At 67.1% G+C, this 15,847-nt stretch carries 16 protein-coding genes; 9 read left to right on the plus strand and 7 right to left on the minus strand.

The window, feature by feature from the left end:
• Positions 1-49: 49 nt before the first annotated feature.
• Together AU198_RS20325 and AU198_RS20330 are read right to left on the minus strand one after the other, a co-directional pair.
• Positions 50-1,615 (minus strand): glycoside hydrolase family 13 protein, encoded by a 1,566-nt coding sequence (locus tag AU198_RS20325; protein WP_064350368.1) that lies wholly within the window; start codon positions 1,613-1,615, stop codon positions 50-52.
• Entirely contained in the window at positions 1,615-2,010 is a 396-nt protein-coding gene (locus tag AU198_RS20330; RefSeq protein ID WP_064350369.1) for a globin, read from the minus strand. Before AU198_RS20330 ends, AU198_RS20325 begins: the two co-directional genes overlap by 1 nt.
• Positions 2,011-2,149: 139 nt before the next feature.
• On the opposite strand from AU198_RS20330, the gene AU198_RS20335 reads away from it, so the two are divergent.
• Genes AU198_RS20335 through AU198_RS20345 form a run of 3 tightly spaced genes read left to right on the plus strand, consistent with a single transcriptional unit; the run spans position 2,150 to position 3,600 of the window.
• Positions 2,150-2,818 (plus strand): HNH endonuclease, encoded by a 669-nt coding sequence (locus AU198_RS20335; protein ID WP_064350370.1) that lies wholly within the window; start codon positions 2,150-2,152, stop codon positions 2,816-2,818.
• A 25-nt stretch (positions 2,819-2,843) separates the two neighbouring features.
• Entirely contained in the window at positions 2,844-3,128 is a 285-nt protein-coding gene (ctaJ, locus tag AU198_RS20340; RefSeq protein WP_197416173.1) for an aa3-type cytochrome oxidase subunit CtaJ, read from the plus strand.
• On the plus strand, positions 3,115-3,600 hold the full coding sequence (locus tag AU198_RS20345) for a DUF5130 domain-containing protein (RefSeq protein WP_064350371.1): 486 nt from the start codon (positions 3,115-3,117) through the stop codon (positions 3,598-3,600). Before ctaJ ends, AU198_RS20345 begins: the two co-directional genes overlap by 14 nt.
• A gap of 83 nt (positions 3,601-3,683) precedes the next feature.
• Here AU198_RS20345 and AU198_RS20350 read toward each other — a convergent pair whose 3' ends face one another.
• The 3 genes from AU198_RS20350 to AU198_RS20360 form a co-directional block, all read right to left on the minus strand.
• Positions 3,684-4,034 (minus strand): HNH endonuclease, encoded by a 351-nt coding sequence (locus tag AU198_RS20350; protein ID WP_110765718.1) that lies wholly within the window; start codon positions 4,032-4,034, stop codon positions 3,684-3,686.
• A 91-nt stretch (positions 4,035-4,125) separates the two neighbouring features.
• A complete protein-coding gene (pepN, locus tag AU198_RS20355; protein ID WP_064350373.1) occupies positions 4,126-6,711 on the minus strand; it encodes an aminopeptidase N in 2,586 nt (861 codons plus the stop codon).
• Positions 6,712-6,761: 50 nt separating this feature from the next.
• Positions 6,762-7,145, minus strand: a complete 384-nt coding sequence (locus AU198_RS20360) for a DUF732 domain-containing protein (RefSeq protein ID WP_082691130.1) — start codon at positions 7,143-7,145, stop codon at positions 6,762-6,764.
• A 200-nt stretch (positions 7,146-7,345) separates the two neighbouring features.
• On the opposite strand from AU198_RS20360, the gene AU198_RS20365 reads away from it, so the two are divergent.
• The 4 genes from AU198_RS20365 to AU198_RS20380 all read left to right on the plus strand — a co-directional run bounded on the left by AU198_RS20365 (position 7,346) and on the right by AU198_RS20380 (position 11,100).
• The gene (locus AU198_RS20365; RefSeq protein ID WP_064350374.1) at positions 7,346-7,966 is read left to right on the plus strand and encodes a mycothiol-dependent nitroreductase Rv2466c family protein; all 621 of its coding nucleotides are present in this window, start codon (positions 7,346-7,348) and stop codon (positions 7,964-7,966) included.
• 112 nt (positions 7,967-8,078) lie between these two features.
• Positions 8,079-8,552, plus strand: a complete 474-nt coding sequence (locus AU198_RS20370) for a ribose-5-phosphate isomerase (RefSeq protein ID WP_064350483.1) — start codon at positions 8,079-8,081, stop codon at positions 8,550-8,552.
• Between the two features lie 2 nt (positions 8,553-8,554).
• Positions 8,555-9,361, plus strand: a complete 807-nt coding sequence (locus AU198_RS20375) for an Fpg/Nei family DNA glycosylase (protein ID WP_064350375.1) — start codon at positions 8,555-8,557, stop codon at positions 9,359-9,361.
• A gap of 50 nt (positions 9,362-9,411) precedes the next feature.
• Positions 9,412-11,100 carry a cation:proton antiporter gene (locus AU198_RS20380; RefSeq protein WP_064350376.1) on the plus strand — a complete coding sequence of 563 codons (1,689 nt, stop codon included), beginning with the start codon at positions 9,412-9,414 and terminating at the stop codon, positions 11,098-11,100.
• A 12-nt stretch (positions 11,101-11,112) separates the two neighbouring features.
• On the opposite strand, the gene AU198_RS20385 is transcribed toward AU198_RS20380, so the two are convergent.
• The gene (locus tag AU198_RS20385) at positions 11,113-11,886 is read right to left on the minus strand and encodes a hypothetical protein (protein WP_064350484.1); all 774 of its coding nucleotides are present in this window, start codon (positions 11,884-11,886) and stop codon (positions 11,113-11,115) included.
• A 163-nt stretch (positions 11,887-12,049) separates the two neighbouring features.
• Between AU198_RS20385 and AU198_RS20390 the strand changes: the two genes are divergently transcribed.
• Both AU198_RS20390 and AU198_RS20395 read left to right on the plus strand, forming a co-directional pair.
• A complete protein-coding gene (locus tag AU198_RS20390; RefSeq protein ID WP_064350485.1) occupies positions 12,050-12,769 on the plus strand; it encodes a GAF domain-containing protein in 720 nt (239 codons plus the stop codon).
• Positions 12,770-12,880: 111 nt separating this feature from the next.
• Positions 12,881-14,416 (plus strand): sugar transferase, encoded by a 1,536-nt coding sequence (locus AU198_RS20395; RefSeq protein WP_064350377.1) that lies wholly within the window; start codon positions 12,881-12,883, stop codon positions 14,414-14,416.
• A gap of 36 nt (positions 14,417-14,452) precedes the next feature.
• On the opposite strand, the gene AU198_RS20400 is transcribed toward AU198_RS20395, so the two are convergent.
• A complete protein-coding gene (locus AU198_RS20400; RefSeq protein ID WP_064350378.1) occupies positions 14,453-15,844 on the minus strand; it encodes an FAD-dependent oxidoreductase in 1,392 nt (463 codons plus the stop codon).
• Positions 15,845-15,847: the final 3 nt, after the last annotated feature.

Raw genomic sequence — 15,847 nt, forward strand, 5'->3', positions numbered from 1 at the left:
GCCGAAGCATTTCGTACAAACGCGGTCGCTCGCGGCAGGGCTGGCAGGGCTACACCAGCCAGGCGGCGCTGTCGGGCGGCAGGGCGCCGTCGGACACCTCGGCGCTCGCCAGCAGGACCTGACCCTCCGGCAGCGGTATCGGTCGCGGGCCCGCGTTCAGCACACACACCAACCCGCCGGTGCGGTGAAACACCAGGCTGTCGGCGGGAGAGTCCAGCCACTCGACCGTTGACCCGTCGAACTCGGCGCGATGCGAACGCAATTCGAAAGCCCGACGGAAAAACGCGAGCGTCGACGACGGATCGGCCAACTGCCTTTCGACCGTCAACGCCGCCCACTCCGGGGGGATCGGCAACCAGGTGTCCGGATTGTCCGAGAACCCGAACGGAGCAGCATCGCCCTCCCACGGCATCGGGATCCGGCTGCCGTCGCGCCCGCGCCGGGTGCGCCCGGACCGCTCCCACACCGGGTCGCGCAGCGCCTCGTCGGGGAGTTCGACGTTCGGCAGGCCGAGTTCCTCGCCGTTGTAGATGAACACCGGTCCCGGCAGTGCCAGCATGACCAGAGCCATCGCCTTGGCACGGGCCAGGCCCACGGCACCGCCGCCGTAGCGGGTCGGCACGCGGTCGACGTCGTGGTTGGCCAGCGTCCACGTCGGAACGGCGCCCACCAATTCGGCTGCGGCCATCGAGTTCTCGATCGCATGACGGATGTCGGTGGCGTCGAACGTCGCGCGCAGAAGCCGGAAGTTGAAGCCCAGATGCAGTTCGTCGGGGCGCACATAGCGGGCGAACTGTTCGTTGTCGTAGACCCAGACCTCGCCGATCGCAACGGATTCCGGATAGTCGTCGAACACCTGCCGGATCCGTCGGTGGATTTCGTGCACGCCGTCGTTGTTGAACCGGGGATCGTCGTCCATCTCCGCCAGCAGCATCTCCCGTCTCACGACCCTCATGTCGGGAAGCCCGGGCGGCTTGGCCATCCCGTGCGCGACGTCGATGCGGAAGCCGTCGACGCCGCGCTCGAGCCAGAACCGCAGCGTCTGTTCGAGGTCGTCGAACACCTCGGCGTTCTCCCAGTTGAGGTCGGGCTGCTCGGCGTCGAACAGGTGCAGGTACCACTGGCCGGGGCTGCCGTCGGCTTCGGTCACCCGAGTCCACGCCGGCCCACCGAAGATCGACACCCAGTTGTTGGGAGGCTGCGACCCCTCGGGCCCGGTTCCGTCGCGGAAGATGTAGCGCTCGCGCTCCCGGCTGCCCGGGCTCGCCGTCAGGGCCGCCTGAAACCACGGATGCGCGGAGCTGGTGTGGTTGGGTACCAGGTCCATCGTCACCTTCATGCCCAAGTCATGTGCGGCGGCGATGAGCCGGTCCAACGCAGCCATGCCGCCGAACAGCGGGTCGACGTCGCGCGGGTCGGCCACGTCGTAGCCGTTGTCGGCCATCGGCGAGACCATCACCGGGTTGAGCCAGATCGCGTCGACGCCGAGCGCCGTGAGATAATCCAGCCCGGCGATCACGCCGTCGAGGTCGCCGACGCCGTCACCGTCGCTGTCGCGGAACGAGCGCGGATAGACCTGGTAGAAAAGCGCGTCAGACCACCATCGACCCGTCATCAGAATGGCGCGTTCACCATCGAATGTGCGGCCATCTCCAGGTAGGCCAGCAACTCTTTGCGGTGCTCGTCGTCGAGCGTGTCCGAGTCGATCTCCGCGACAGCGGTGTGCATGCACCGAAGCCAGGCGTCGCGTTCGATGTAGCCGATCCGGAACGGGGCGTGGCGCATCCTCAATCGCGGATGCCCACGCTGGTCGGAGTAGGTGCGAGGGCCGCCCCAGTACTGCTCGAGGAACATTCGCAGCCGCACCTCGGCCGGTCCGAGGTCCTCCTCGGGGTAGAGCGGGCGCAGGATCTCGTCCTCGCGGACCAACTCGTAGAACCGCGCAACGATCGCGCGGAACGTCTCGTGGCCACCGACTTCGTCGTAGAACGACCTCTGTGGCTGTGTCACGCCACCATTGTTCCTTGTTGCTGGATTGGCCAGGTCAGGCGGGCGCGCCACCCGAAGTTCACCGGACTGACCTGCGAACACGTCAAGAATTGTCGTGCGATTCACAGGAATCCGTGGTGAACTGTCGGACGGAGGACGTATGGCGCATCGCAAGAAAGGCCCGTCCAAAAGGGCCGGACAGCGGAGTCACGGTGCCGCGACCGCCCTATCCGGGTCGGTGGTATCGGGCGCGCAGACACGCGTCCTCCACAGCGTCGACATCCATCCACCGAGTACCACCGAGGGCTCGATCTGGGGCCGCCGCCGTGTCCTACTGCTGAACTCCACCTACGAACCGTTGACCGCTCTGCCCATGCGGCGGGCGGTCATCATGTTGATGTGCGGTAAGGCCGACGTCGTACATGACGATCCCGGCGGGCCGGTGATCCACTCCGCGACCCGGTCGATCGTGGTGCCCTCGGTGATCCGGTTGCGCTCCTACGTGCGGGTGCCGTACCGGGCGCGCATTCCCATGACGCGCGCGGCACTGATGCACCGCGACCGGTTTCGTTGCGCCTACTGCGGCAGCAAGGCCGACACCGTCGACCACGTGGTTCCGCGCAGCCGCGGGGGAGTGCACTCGTGGGAGAACTGCGTGGCGGCCTGTTCGCCGTGCAATCACCGCAAAGCCGACCGGCTGCTCACCGAGCTGGGGTGGTCGCTGCGCACGGTGCCCGTTCCGCCGAAGGGGCAGCACTGGCGGCTGCTGTCGAGCGTCAAGGAACTCGACCCGTCGTGGGCCCGATATCTGGGCGAGGGCGCGGCGTAAACGCGGCTGGTATACGGTTTGCGACGTGAGCACCACAACGACGATCGCGCTACTGACCTTGGTGCCGCTCGGGCTGACGGCTGTACTTGCCCTGTTGATCTGGCGCAAGAAGGGCCCGCACCCGGCGAGCTACAAGATGTCCGACCCCTGGAAGCACGCCCCGATCCTGTGGGCGTCCGACGAGCCCGCGGACCACGGGCACGCGACCGGACGCAGTGTGGCGGCCGACAGCGCGGCCCATGGCGGGAACGTCGGTGAACACCAGTCCAACGCGGTGACGATTGGAGGCGGCGTCAGTGGCAAGTGGTGACGTTGCAGTAAGCGGCCATCGGGCCGCGGTCGAGCACACGGACCTTCCGATGGGTTGGGTGGTCACCTCCAGCGGCCGGATCTCCGGTGTCACGCAGCCGGGCGAACTGTCGCTGGACTACCCCTTCTCGACCAAGGACCTGGTGTTCCTCGACGACGCGCTCAAGTACGGCTCGCGGGCTGCCAAGGCCCGCTTCGCCGTGTACATCGGCGACCTCGGCGCCGACACCGCGGCCACCGCGCGCGAGATCCTGGGTCAGGTGCCCACCCCGAACAACGCGGTGCTGCTGGCGGTCTCGCCCGAGCAGCACGCGATCGAGGTGGTCTACGGCGCCGACGTCAAGGGGCGCGGCATCGAGGAGACCGCACCGCTGGGCGTTTCCGCGGCGGCCGCGTCGTTCAAAGAGGGCAACCTGATGGACGGGTTGATCAGCGCGGTGCGGGTGATGAGCGCCGGCGTCACCCCGGCCTGACTCACGCTTCTGTTGCGCGAGTGTGCGTGTCTGCACACGACACGCCGCGGTAAAGCAGCGTTATGCGCACGCTCGTGGGCGCGTCACGGTGCATCGAGTGCGAGCGCAGCACGAATTTCGACGTAACGCTCGAGGAAGCGTCGCTCATCGAGACGCTTGCGCCGCAGCCACGCGGTGACCTCGTCGTTGCACTTGCTGGTGTTGCACGAGGCGCATGCCGGTACGACGTTGTCGATCGTGTACCGCCCGCCGCGTGATATCGCCATGACGCAGTCGCGCTGCAGCGCTCGATTTGTCGCGCCGCAATAGGCGCAGCCCTGCCACGCGTCCTTGAGGGCTTGCCACTGCGCTGGCGTGAGGTCGTTGTCGACGGCAGCGATTCGACGCTTACGCCTGCGGGCAGCCCTAGCCCGGCGAGTTCTGCTGACCGCCACGCGCTCAGCATGCACCGCGAGCGACCGCCGTTGTACGCCCGGAGGCGGCGTGTCGCGGCGCAGACACGGTCGCTCGCGCGAAGAAGGTGCGCTAGGTGACGTCGAAGGCGCGGGCGCGCAGCGACCGCTCGACGCCGGCGCGGCCCTCGATCACCAGACGGCGCAGCGGGGGCGGCACATCGGGGTCGGCGAGAAACGCGTCGGCGGCGGCCAACCCGTCCTCGCTGATGTCCCACGACGGGTACAACCCGATGACCACGGTCTGGGCCACCTCGCTGGACCGCCGCTGCCACACGCCCGCGATCGCGCCGAAATACCTGGCGCGGAACGGCTGTAGCAGCTCCTGCTGACCGGGCTGCACAAAGCCGCCGATGATTGCGCGCGCGGTGATGTTGGCCAGTGTGTCGTCCTCGATCACCTGCTCCCACGCCGCTTCCTTGACCGCCAGCTCGGGGCGGGCAGCCGCCGCGGCCGCGGCGTGCCGGCGTCCCGCCGCGGTCGGATCGCGCTGCGCCTCGGCGTCGATGAACGGGGTGTCCATGCCCTCGGAGTCGACGGCACCCGCGGCGGCCAGCGCGGTCACGATGCGCCACCGCAAATCGGTGTCGACGACGAGACCGGGCAGGCCCTTGAGCGCGGGGTCATCGTCCAGTAACGCCGAGAGCACCTCGACGTGCCGCGGGCTCAACACCGATCCGCACAGCGCGTTGACGTAGGCCAGTTGGTGGTCGAAGCCGCCTTCGGCACTGCGGGCCAGGTCGAGGAGCCGGTCGGCGAACTCGGGCCAGCCGGACGAGCGCGCCCACTGCGGGTCGGCGTAGGAGTTCAGCGCCGTCTGGGCTTGCAGCAGAAGCCGTTGCAGCACACCGACTTCGGTCTCGGCGTGCACGCCCCCGCAGACCAGCGACACGAAGTCACGGGCCTTGAGCTCGGCCTCGCGTGTCATCTCCCACGCCGCAGACCACGCCAGGGTGCGCGGCAGCGGCTCGGCGATGTCGGCGATGCGCGTCAGCACCGTCTGCAACGAGTCCGGGTCCAGCCGCAGCGAGCAGTACGTCAGGTCGTCGTCGTTGACGAGGATCAACTTCCCGCGCGGAACCCCTTGCAGCGCAGGAACATCCGTACTCGGACCTTCGACGTCGAGTTCCTCGCGGTGAACCCGCACCAGCTTGCCGGAGCCGTCGTCGTCGTAGATCCCGATCGCGAGGCGATGCACCCGGGTCTCACCGGCGCCGGGTGCGGCCCCGCTCTGGTCGATGGCGAACCGGGTGAACCGGCCGTCGCCGTCCAGGTCGAAGTCGGGTCGCAGGGTGTTGAGGCCCGTCGTCTTGAGCCACTGCCGACCCCATCCCGACAGGTCGCGCCCCGACGCCTTTTCCAGCGCGCCCAGCAGGTCACCGAATGTGGCGTTGCCGAAGGCGTGGTCGCGGAAGTAGTCACGCAGGCCGGAGAGGAACTCCTCCTCGCCGACGTAGGCGACCAGTTGCTTGAGGACGCTGGCGCCTTTGGCGTAGGTGATCCCGTCGAAGTTCACCTCGACGGCCGCGAGATCGGGGATGTCGGCGGCGACGGGATGGGTGGATGGCAGTTGGTCCTGCCGGTAGGCCCACGACTTCTCCACGTTCGCGAACGTCGTCCACGCCTCGGTGTACTCGGTGGCCTCGGCCTGGCACAGCACCGAGGCGAACGTCGCGAAAGACTCGTTGAGCCACAGGTCGTCCCACCACTGCATGGTGACCAGGTCGCCGAACCACATGTGGGCCATCTCGTGCAGGACGGTCTCGGCGCGCCGTTCGTAGGAGGCGCGTGTCACTTTGCTGCGGAAGACGTAGTCCTCGAGGAACGTCACCGCGCCCGCGTTCTCCATCGCGCCGGCGTTGAACTCGGGCACGAACAACTGGTCGTACTTGCCGAACGCGTACGGAATGCCGAAGTTGTTGTGGTAGAAGCCGAATCCCTGCTTGGTCTCGGTGAACAGCCGTTCGGCGTCCATGAACTCGGCCAGCGATCGCCGGCAGAACAACCCCAGAGGAATGTCGCCGTGGTCGTCGCTGTACACGTCGTCCCAACGCGCGTACGGGCCCGCGACGAGCGCCACCAGATACGTGCTCATCCGTGGTGTCGCGGCGAAAGTGTGCCGCTTGGCTGCACCGGCGTCCTCGACGTCGACGGTGGCGCCGTTGGACACCACCTCCCAATGCGAGGGTGCCGTCACGGTGACGTCGAAGGCGGCTTTGAGATCCGGTTGGTCGAAGCACGCGAACATCCGCTTGGCGTCGGCGGTTTCGAATTGCGAGTACAGGTACACCTCGTCGTCGACGGGGTCGACGAACCGGTGCAGACCCTCTCCGGTGTTGGAGTATCGGCAATCGGCATCGACGACGACGACGTTGTGCGCGGCCAGACCCGTCAGCGGAATGCCGGTCGATTCGTCATAGCCCGACACGTCGATGTCGTGACCGTTGAGGGTGGCGCTGTGGATCGTGTCGGCTGCGATGTCGATGTAGGTGTCGGCGCCGGCGAGCGCGTCGAATTCGACGGTCGTGGTGGACCGGAAGGTGCGCTCGCCGGGCTTGCCGGTGCCGTCGGTCAGATCGAGTTGGATGCGGTAGCTGTCGACGGTGACCAGGGCGGCGCGTTCGACGGCTTGGTCGCGGGTCAGGTTGGGAAGTGCCACGCGACCAACCTATAGCCCGCGCCGTCCCACGGCGCGCCGCACGTCCGGCGTCAGAAACCCGGTATCGCCCGCGCCGCGGGCAGCCAGTCCATCACGGTGCCGTTACCCACCGATGCCAGCATCTGCGGGCAGTACATCGAAATCGCGATGCCGGTGAAGAACGCCGCGATGTCGGGCGGGATGCCGTTGTCGGACACCTGCGTGTACACCTTCGCGAGGTTCTTGCCCGGTTCGACGAGCATCGGGCATACGGATTCCCCGAGGGCCACCATGTTCACGGGGTTGTCGACGGACATCCCTGCGCCGCGAAGTGCGGCCAGGAAGGCCGCGTCGGTCGTGTCGGCTTGGGCCGGTGCGGCGAGCGTCGTCGTGACCGCCGCCAGGCCGACCCCCAACGCCAGAGCGCGTAGTGGAAGATCAACACATCTATTCACTTCGGTAACGATTCTTCACATTGGTCACATCAGGAACACGGTTCGATCACCGTTTGCACTCTTAGGCGTTTCTCATATCGCGGCGCGCGAAGTGGGCGGCTATAGGCGCCGCCGCCGGGAACACTGCGTGCATGACCGCGGTTGTCAGGACTGGACCCAAGAAGCATCCTGCTCACCCCCGCTCCCGGAAGGAATCGCGTATGTCCGAGAAGTCTGTCGCAGAACTCTGGTTCGACCCGCTGTGCCCGTGGTGCTGGATCACCTCGCGGTGGATCCTCGAGGTCGAGGAGGTCCGCGACATCGAGGTGAGCTTCCGGGTGATGAGTCTTGCGGTGCTCAACCAGGGCCGTGACGTGCCCGAGGAGTACCAGGAGGCGATGAAGAAGGCGTGGGGGCCGGTGCGCGTCGCCATCGCCGCCGAACAGGCCAAGGGGCGAGAGGTCCTCGGCGCGCTGTACACCGCGATGGGAACCCGCATCCACAACCAGGGCTACCGCGAGACCGACCCCGATTTCAGCCGGGTGATCAAGGAGTCGCTCGCCGAAGTCGGCCTACCCGCCGAACTGGCCGACGCCGCCACCACCGACAAGTACGACGAGGCGCTGCGCAAGAGTCACCACGAGGGCATGGACCCGGTCGGCGAGGACGTGGGCACCCCGACCATCCATGTCAACGGCGTCGCTTTCTTCGGGCCCGTGCTGTCGCGGATCCCGCGCGGCGAGGAGGCCGGCAAGCTGTGGGACGCCTCGGTGACCTTCGCGTCCTATCCCCACTTCTGGGAGCTCAAGCGAACCCGCACGGAGTCGCCGGAATTCGACTGATCGCCCAACCAGTCGGCAGCCCGGGCGTCGCGAGACGTACACCAGGGTCGTTCGCTCGCCGAGATCACGACCCTCATGTCGATTTCGCGAGCGCCGAAGTAGGGTGACCGCCATGCGCGTCTACTTGGGAGCCGATCACGCCGGCTTCGACCTCAAGCAGGCCATCATCGAGCACCTGCGCGGTGCCGGGCACGAGCCGATCGACTGCGGAGCCTTCGTCAACGACCCCGACGACGACTATCCGGCGTTCTGCATCGCCGCCGCGCAGAAGACGGTCGCCGACCCGGGGAGCCTCGGCATCGTGCTCGGCGGCTCGGGCAACGGCGAGCAGATCGCGGCCAACAAGGTTCCCGGCGCACGGTGCGCGTTGGCGTGGAGCGTTCAGACGGCCCAACTGGCACGCGAGCACAACAACGCTCAGCTGATCGGTATCGGCGGGCGCATGCACAGCCTCGAGGAGGCGCTCGCGATCGTCGACGCGTTCGTGAGCACCCCCTGGTCGGAAGCCGAACGGCACCAACGTCGTATCGACATCCTCACCGAGTACGAACGCACCCACGTCGCGCCTCCGGTGCCCGGCGCCTAGGGATGCCCGAAGGCCACACGCTGCACCGGCTCGCCCGGTTGCACCAGCGGCGCTTCGCTCGCGCACCGGTGATGGTGTCCAGCCCGCAGGGCAGGTTCGCCGACGGCGCCGCCGCGGTCGACGGGCGGGTGCTCAAGAAGGCCACCGCATATGGCAAACATCTCTTCCACCACTACGAGGGCGGCCGCGTGGTGCATGTGCATCTCGGCTTGTACGGCACGTTCACCGAGTGGCCGCTGCCCGCGGGGACGATACCGCCGCTGCCGGTCGGCCAGGTCCGGATGCGGATGATCGGCACCGAGTACGGCACCGACCTGCGGGGCCCGACAGTGTGCGAGGTGCTCGCCGAGCCGGAGATCGCCGACGTCATCGACCGCCTCGGCCCCGACCCGCTGCGCCGCGACGCCGACGGCTCGCTGGCCTGGGCCCGAATCCGTAAGTCGCGCAGGCCGATCGGGGCGCTGTTGATGGACCAGTCGGTGATCGCGGGGGTGGGCAACGTGTACCGCAACGAGTTGCTGTTCCGGCACGGCATCGACCCGCACCGGCCGGGCATCCGCATCGACGAGGACGAGTTTCACGCGATGTGGACCGACCTCGTCGAGCTGATGCGGATCGGGTTGCGGCGCGGCAAGATCCACACCATCCGCCCGGAGGACGACCACGGGCTGCCGTCGTATGGGCCCGGTCGCCCCCGCACCTACGTCTATCGGCGGGCCGGCGAGCCGTGTCGACTGTGTGGCACCGAGATCCGCACCGAGGTGATGGAGGGCCGCAACCTGTTCTGGTGTCCGACCGACCAGACGTAGCCACCGCGGCTGAGTCAACGTGACGGAGGCGCCTCAGCGACAATCGGCGCGTGGAGTTGATACTCGTCGTCGTCGGAGCCATCGTCGTCACCGCTGTCGCACACCGGCGCGGCCTCGAACCGGCCCTGGTCATCGTCGTCCTCGGCGCCGCTGTGTCGTTCCTGCCCGATTTCGAGCCACCCGAACTCGATTCGCACATCCTGCTGACGGTGGTGCTGCCGCCGCTGCTTTACTCGGCGGCCCTGAACTTCTCGTTTCCGACGTTCCTGCGTAACATCCGGCCGATCCTGGGCCTCGGCGTCGGGCTGGTCGTGGTGACCGCATTCGCGGTGGCGGCTTCGGCGTGGCTGGTGGTTGTGCCCCTGACGTTCGCCACCGCGCTGGTGCTGGGCGCGATCGTCGCACCGCCGGACGCGGTGACCGCGGTCGCGGTGGGACGCAAGCTGGGCCTGCCGAAACGGGTGATGGCGATCTTGACGGGGGAGAGTCTGATCAACGACGCCGCAGCGTTGACACTGTTCTCGATCGCGGTGGTTCAGGTCACCGGCGGACACATCTTCATCCACAACCCGTTCCTGCTGTTCGGCTACAGCGCCGTCGTCGGGCCGATCGTCGGCGCGCTGCTCGGGTTCGTCACGCTGTGGATCCGCAGGCGCCTGGCCAATCCGGGGCTGGAGACGGTGCAGGGCCTCGTGGTGCCGTTCGCGGCGTTCATCGTCGCCGAGGAGCTGCACGCTTCGGGGGTGTTGGCGGTCGTCGTCGCCGGGTTCGTGGTGGCCAACGGCACGCTGTCGGCCGGCTACCAGACCCGGCTACAAGAACGCTATGTGTGGAACTCCGTCGACGTGTTGCTCGAGGCCTTCGTGTTCGCCTATATCGGTTTGCACCTGCGCTTCGTGCTCGAGGACCTGCAGCAGGCGCACGAGTCGCTGGCCGAGGTCGCCGTGGCGTCGCTGGTCGTCCTGGTCATCGTTCTGGTGATCCGGCCGCTGTCGGTGTTCGCGATTTTCGGGCGCAACAAGCTGTCCCAGCACGTCGGGAACCGGTTGAGCGTCCCGGTGCCGGAAGGCGGGGGCCGCGGCGCACTGGGAACCAAGCGGCGCAGCAACCCACCGGGTAAGTGGCGTTCACGCATCGACCGGCGGTCACTGTCCTGGCGGGAGAACGTGGTCGTGTCGTGGACCGGTATGCGCGGGGTGGTGACATTGGCTGCGGCGGCGGCCATTCCGGCGACGACGGTCACCGGCGAGCCGTTCCCCGAGCGGGCCACCATCCAGGCCATCGCGTTCGTGGTCAGCGTCGGCACGCTATTGCTTCAGGGCTCGACGCTGCCGATCCTGATCCGGCGGCTGCACATCTCGCGGTTCTCGGATGATCACGCGGTCGACCGCGAGGAGGAACTCAAAGCCGAACGCGTCGTGCACGACGCCGCGGATCGGGTGCTGGCCGACTTCCGGGCCAATCCGCCTGCGGACCTGAGTCCTCGCGTGGCCGCCGAGATCGAGGCGACCATCGCCCGGCACTCGCAGGACGCCGACGAGATGCCGGACCCGGAGGCGCACACGAAGCGTTCGGAGGTGTTCGCCGCGCTGTACCGCGACGTGCTCGCGCACCAGCGGGCCGCTCTGATCGCCGAACGCGACGAGGGCCGCATCGAAGACGAGGCGGTCCGGGCGATGCTCGAACGGCTCGACCTACAGGAGGCCGGGGTGTCCGCACGTCTGGAGAGCCGGCTGTAAGGATCGCGCCGGTCAGAAGCCGCCGAAATCGCCGAAGCCGCCGCCGATGTCGCCGCCGCCCCAGTCGCCGCCACCCCAATCTCCGCCACCGTCACCGCCCCAGTCGCCGCCGGGATCCTGACCCTGGTCGAAACCTTGGTCGTATCCCTGGGCGAAGCCCTGCTCGTAGCCGCTGCCGTGCATGCCGGAGAACAAGGCGTCGAACAGCAGCACCGAGCCCAGGCCCCAGGCGCCGGCGACGAGCGCGGGCTTCCACCATGGCTCGGAATACCAACCCGCGGGCACCGGCCGACCCGCGACACGGCCGCCGGGGTAGTAGTTCGGGGTGCGCTCTGAGGGAGTCGGCGAGGCCTCGATCTGGCGGCCCTCGAAATCGACCTTGCGATCCTCGGTGACCGTGCCTGCCGACCGCTGACCGGCGAGCGTTTCGAGTTCGGGACCGGGATCCATGCCCATCGCGACGCGGGCGGCGCGCACGTAATAGAGGCCTTCCAGCGCGCTCTCCTTGGCCAGCAATGCCTGCTTGGCGGTGTTGGCCTGGTCGATCTGCGACCCGGCCGCGGTGTAGCGCTCGGATGCGTCGGCCAGCGCCTGCTTCGACGCCTCGTCGGTTCCGGTCAAACCGATCACCTGTCCGCCGAGACGTTCGATGACGCGGCGTGCGTCGGCCTTGGCGTCGTCCAGGGAGGCGACCTTGCGCCGATCGGAGGCCCTCATCGCGGCGTAGGCAACGACGCCGAGAGCGACGATGACCAGGACGACGAGAACGAGCAGAACACCGTTCATGCGGACCAGCGTACCTAGGTTCACGGCCCGGACCCGATGACGAACCGCTGGGTGGGCGTCGAATGGTGCGCCGTGCTGTGGGCGGGTTCAGGACGGCTCGGGCAAACCCGATCAACGGCCGCTCGATTTCTGTTCGCGCGTCAATTTGCGTACCGTGAACAAAGTGAGGGAGTGGGTACGCAGATTCGACGGCTTCCTCAACCGCCTGCTCGAAGAGCATGCGCGCGATGCGGGGGAAAGCGTCGACACCTACGTCGCCCGTGCGGTCGCGAGACAGATGGCGATCGATCTGAGGCGCGCTGAAGATCCGGCCATCGACGATCTGCAAACTCATCTGGTGGCGTCAGGCGTGTTCGACGAGACCGCGATGCCGGACGTGTCGGAGGTCATCACCGACCCGGACCGACTTGCCGCCCTCCATCGGACCGGCTTACTCGACTCTCCGCCGGAGGCGGTCTACGACCGGATCACCCGGGCCGCGGCCGAAGCGCTCGACGCCCCCTTCGCCCTGGTGTCTCTTGTCGACGTCGACCGACAGTTCTTCAAGAGTGCAGTCGGTCAAGAGTCCGCGTCCCCAGAGGATCGGCAAACACCGCTCGAGCGTTCGGTCTGCCAGTACGCGGTGGCCAATGGCGCGCCGTTGATCCTCGAGGACGCGCGAATCGATCCGACTTTCAAGCAGCATCCCGCGGTGCAGGACGGAACGGTGGTGGCGTATCTCGGCATACCGCTGATGGACGACGCCGGCAATGCCGTTGGGACACTGTGTGTGTACGACACGAAGCCACGCCTGTGGAGCACGGGTCATCTTCAAATCCTCAGTGACCTTGCCGCGCTCGCCACAGAACGCATGTTTCACGGGCGCACTGACTCGCAGCAATGAGGCAATCTAGTGCCGGCACCCGAATTGCCGGGAATTCCGGCGGCGTAGCTTAGACTGGCAACGTTTCGATTGCAGACACTTCTATAGGGCTGGGTTTCCATCGGGGGCAGCATGCAGGCTGATGCGAATGCGTCCACCCGTGATTCGCAGCCTCGGCTCAGGTCCACGGTGCCGCAGCTCTTGGCCATGCCGCCGGCCACTTCTCGCGGCGGGAAGTCGGGCTGGGTCGAGACCTTTCGCACGGAGTCCGGCTACGTGGCGCTCACCGTCGGTTTGGACATCTGGTCCGCGGGGTGGGCAGTCGCAATAGCGCTGTGGTTGACGCCGGGTCCCGTCGCGGAGCGAAATATCGCAGCACTCTCGTGGCTGTTCGTCCCCATCGTCGTGGTGATCATGCACACGCGGTCGTTGTACAAGCGCAGGCTCGGCCACACCTTCCTCGACGACTTCGAACCCGTCGAAACGTCGGTGGCCGTGTCGGCGCTGGCGACGCTCACCGCCTTCATAGTGTTCGTGCCTGAATTGCCGACCGGCTCGGTGGTGGGGGACTACGTTCGCCCAAGCGAGGTGGTGATCCGGATCTGGGTTTGTGCCGCCATCCTGCTGCCGGCGAACCGCCTCGTCAGATCACTGGCTGAGCGCTATCTGAGGCGACGGCACGGCTTCGGATCGTCGGCGCTGATCGTCGGATCCGGTCCCTTTGTTCGTCAGCTCATCACACGGATGCGTCAGCTCCCCGACTACGGTCTGCGCCCCGTCGGCGTGCTCGACGACGTGCGGCCCGCGGCCACGGAGTTGGGCGACGTGCCGTACTTCGGATCCACGGCGAACCTGGAGGTCGTCGCTCAGGCCACCGGCGCCAAGGAGCTCATCGTGGGGCCCTCGGCGGCTCCCGACGATGAGCTGGCCCTCACCGCTCAGCTGGCACAGAACATGGGACTGCGCGTGCGGGTGGTGCCCCGGCTGATGGACGTCATCGGCGGCGGGACGTACGTCGATCACCTCGGGGGCATACCGCTGCTGGTGCTCAGTCATACCGACCCGAAGGGCTGGCAGTTCGCCGTCAAGCACACCCTGGGGCGCACGATCGCGGCGATCCTGCTGATCCTCATCTCGCCCCTGTATCTCACGCTCGCGATCCTGGTGAAGCTGAGCTCCCCGGGCCCCGTCTATTTCCGTCAGCAACGCGTCGGGCGCGACGGCAAGGTTTTCGACTGCCTGAAGTTCCGCAGCATGCGACCCGTCGGCCCGGCCACGAATGCGTTCGCGCTGAAGGAAGGTTCGGCCCCGGGCGGAGTGGAAGGCGACGACCGACGCACGTCCATCGGCAAGTTCATGCGCAAGGCATCCCTTGATGAACTACCCCAACTGGTCAACGTGCTGCGCGGGGACATGACGCTGGTCGGGCCGCGTCCTGAGCGACCGGAGTTCGTCGAGCTCTTCGAGATGCAGGTCCGCCGTTATGGCGACCGCCATCGAGTGAAGGCGGGCATCACCGGTTGGGCACAGGTGCACGGGCTCCGGGGCCAGACCTCGATCGCCGACCGGGCTGAGTTCGACAACTACTACATCGAGAATTGGTCGCTTCTCCTCGACTTCAAGATCCTGATCCTTACCGTCCTGGCGGTGCTGAAACCCGCAGAGTAGGGACAACCGCGAGCTTCCAGACCCCGGCGGTCGAAGTCACGAGACCTTCAGCAACCCGGACTCGTGGTAACGGCGCTCCTTGTTGACCTGCCAGGGATCGACGCTTTCACCGAAATAGCGCTTGACGCTGTGCATGGCACTGAGCATCGCGTGGTCCTGGTTGTCGTAGCGGTGCATGCCGTTGCGTCCGATCGGATGCAGAGACGGGTACTGCTTGCGCAGGTAATCTCGGATCTGGGCGACGCTTGTCTCCATCGCCGGATTGCAGATCGGATAGGCGAATTGCGACCGGACCACCATGACCCGCTCGATGGTGGACGGATCGAAACCCAATGTGCGCAGGTCGCTTTCGGCAATCCGTCGCATGTCATCGTCATCGGCGGTCCATAGCGGTGAACCTGCACCGATGAAGTACTCGAACCCCAGGTACGTCCCATCCCAGCCCGGTGGAGTGAGGTCATCCGACCACTGGCGGTAGTTCTGGATACGGCCCACCCCCAGGTCCATGCCCGGTGTGTACACCCAGTTGAAGGGCAGCTCGCGGCGCTCGGCAAGGGCGACCGCGACCGTGATCAGCCCTCGGTGCTTGAGCTGGGCGGCGGCCTCCCAAACCTGCTGTGGCGGAGTGGGTTCCAGGGCATTGACCAACATCTGCAGGGGCATGCTGGAGAAGATGGCATCTCCCGTGACGGTGTCCCCGTTGCGCAGTTCGATCGTCCACCTTCTGCCGTCGAACCTCAGCTTGGCCACCGGTGAGTCCAGCGACGGTTCGACACCGAACCGCGCCAGCTCCGATGCTGCGGCGTCCCAGAGCTGACCGGGCCCGCGGCGGGGATAGAGAAACGCGTCGGCGGCCATGGCGTCTCGACCGCCCCACACGATCGGCTTGATGCGCTGCTCGGCCCAGTCGCTGGTGAGTTGAGCGGGCTCGGCGAGCCACGTCTTGCGGACGTACCCGTCGAAGAACATGCGATACCAGTAGTCGCCGAACTGGTACCGGCCCCACTCGAGGAAGGTCGCAGAGTCGTCGAGCGCGCCCATTCCCCGCCGCATCCTGGACCACAGGAGGCTGCCCAGGCCACGTGCTCCGCGCCCATAGCCCAACTGCGTGAGCAGGTTTCGGCCGAGCAGCGGATAGGGCACGTAGTGGCCGTCGACGAGCATGGCGGAGCGCCTCGACACCGAGTGCCACTCACCGGCCGGAAGCAGGGATTTCCAGATATCGAGGATCTGCTCGTTCTTGGTGAAGAAGCGATGACCGCCAGGGTCGACCCGGAAACCGCGCTCGCCCGGAGTGCGCGCCAGACCTCCGACGTTCGACGATGCCTCGAACACCTGGGCCGTGACGCCGTTCTTCGCCAGTTCGAGAGCGGCGGTGAGGCCGGCAGGGCCTGCGCCGATGATCACGGGACGCCGGTCGGAGTGCATCGG

Source organism: Mycobacterium sp. GA-1199 (genome assembly GCF_001500045.1).
Taxonomy (GTDB): Bacteria; Actinomycetota; Actinomycetes; order Mycobacteriales; family Mycobacteriaceae; genus Mycobacterium.